This window comes from Bacillus sp. UNC69MF (assembly GCF_000746035.1).
GTDB classification, from domain to species: Bacteria; Bacillota; Bacilli; order Bacillales; family Bacillaceae; genus Bacillus; species Bacillus velezensis.
This window is the reverse complement of the sequence record NZ_JQKM01000027.1, coordinates 1-1601: the sequence shown is the minus strand read 5'-3', so window position 1 is coordinate 1601 and position 1601 is coordinate 1. Positions and strand designations below refer to the sequence as shown.

General features: G+C 50.8%; 2 pseudogenes. Both read left to right on the top strand.

Features of this window, described 5'->3' with window-relative positions:
• Positions 1-507, top strand: a pseudogene (locus BR62_RS19240) (NTTRR-F1 domain); the annotation flags it as partial.
• A gap of 180 nt (positions 508-687) precedes the next feature.
• Positions 688-1601: pseudogene (locus BR62_RS0112115) on the top strand (exosporium glycoprotein BclB-related protein); the annotation flags it as partial.

Here is a 1601-nt window from a genome sequence, read left to right as displayed (position 1 = left end):
TCGACTGGAGCCACGGGAGTCACAGGATCAACCGGAGCGACCGGAGTAACCGGGACAACGGGACCAACGGGAGCGACAGGAATAACAGGCCCAACTGCTAGTGCACCGACCTTGCTCTTCACAAGAACCAACGGGCCGCTCACTGTTTACCCGCCGTTAAATACAGAAGTTCCTGTTGCTGAACTGGAAATTCCAGTTAATACTTTGCAGAATGTAAAGTTTGATTATTCAGTCAGCGTCGATGTAACATCTACAGCCAATTCAAACTTTGTCTTTGAAATAAGATTATATAGGGGAGCAGTACAGATTCATACAAGACTTTTGTCAAGGTCTATTATTAGCGCAACTACTCAACGGTTTGCAGTAGCTGATACTACAGTGGATACAGCGCCGACCGCGGGAACGAACACGTACCAGCTGAGAGTTATTTTTACAACTGCTAATAATATAACAACAGCGACAGCTCTCAATATCGATTTTAACAGCATTCGTTTCCCGACAACATAATGACAACAGCAGACTGATATTTTAAAGATGAAAGACCTGACTTATGCACAGTTAGGTCTTTTTTCTCTAAAAGCTGTGCATGATGCAGCCTTAAGAACATTTGACAATGTGCCCAATAGAAGTGGGGTTTTGCCACACCTTTTTTCTTCGTGGAAATATTATAAAAATAGAGGTGGTGTAATGAGAAAAGGAGATACTTGGTATAACAGATACGATTCTTGGGATTGCGACTGCCGAAATTGTAAGGATTGTTGCTGTCATTTTCAACATAAAAGAAGAAATCAAAGGCGCAGTTATCATAATCGGGCACATTGCTGTGAAGGGTGCTGTTGCGAAAACTCTTGCTGTCATGAAAGATGGTGTCCGTGCTGTCATCCAAATCATTTTCATGTAAGAGGAGCGACTGGAGCAACAGGGTGCACCGGAGCAACGGGGCTGACCGGAGCAACAGGGCTGACCGGAGCAACAGGGCTGACTGGAGCAACGGGGTTCACTGGAGCAACGGGGTTCACTGGAGCAACGGGGCTGACTGGAGCAACGGGGTTTACCGGAGCAACCGGCGTCACTGGAGCAACCGGCGCCACGGGAGTAACGGGAGCCACGGGAGTAACCGGGGCGACAGGAATAACAGGAGCAACCGGGGTAACGGGGGCAACTGGGGTAACAGGCGCTACCGGAGTAACTGGAGCAACAGGAGTAACGGGCTCGAACGGAATAACGGGAATAACCGGTGCCACCGGGGTAACGGGAGCCGCCGGAGTAACAGGAGCAACCGGGATAACGGGGGCAACTGGGGTAACAGGAGCAACCGGGGTAACAGGGGTAACCGGAGCGACAGGGATAACGGGAGTAACCGGAGATACTGGAGCGACGGGAGTAACCGGAGATACTGGAGCAACAGGAGTAACCGGGGTAACCGGAGCGACCGGAGTAACAGGAGCAACCGGAGATACTGGATCTACCGGAATAACGGGAGCCACTGGAGTAACAGGCGCCACCGGAGTAACAGGCGCTACCGGAGTAACTGGGGATACTGGAGCTACCGGGATAACGGGCACGACCGGAGTAACGGGAGCGACAGGAATAACAGGTGC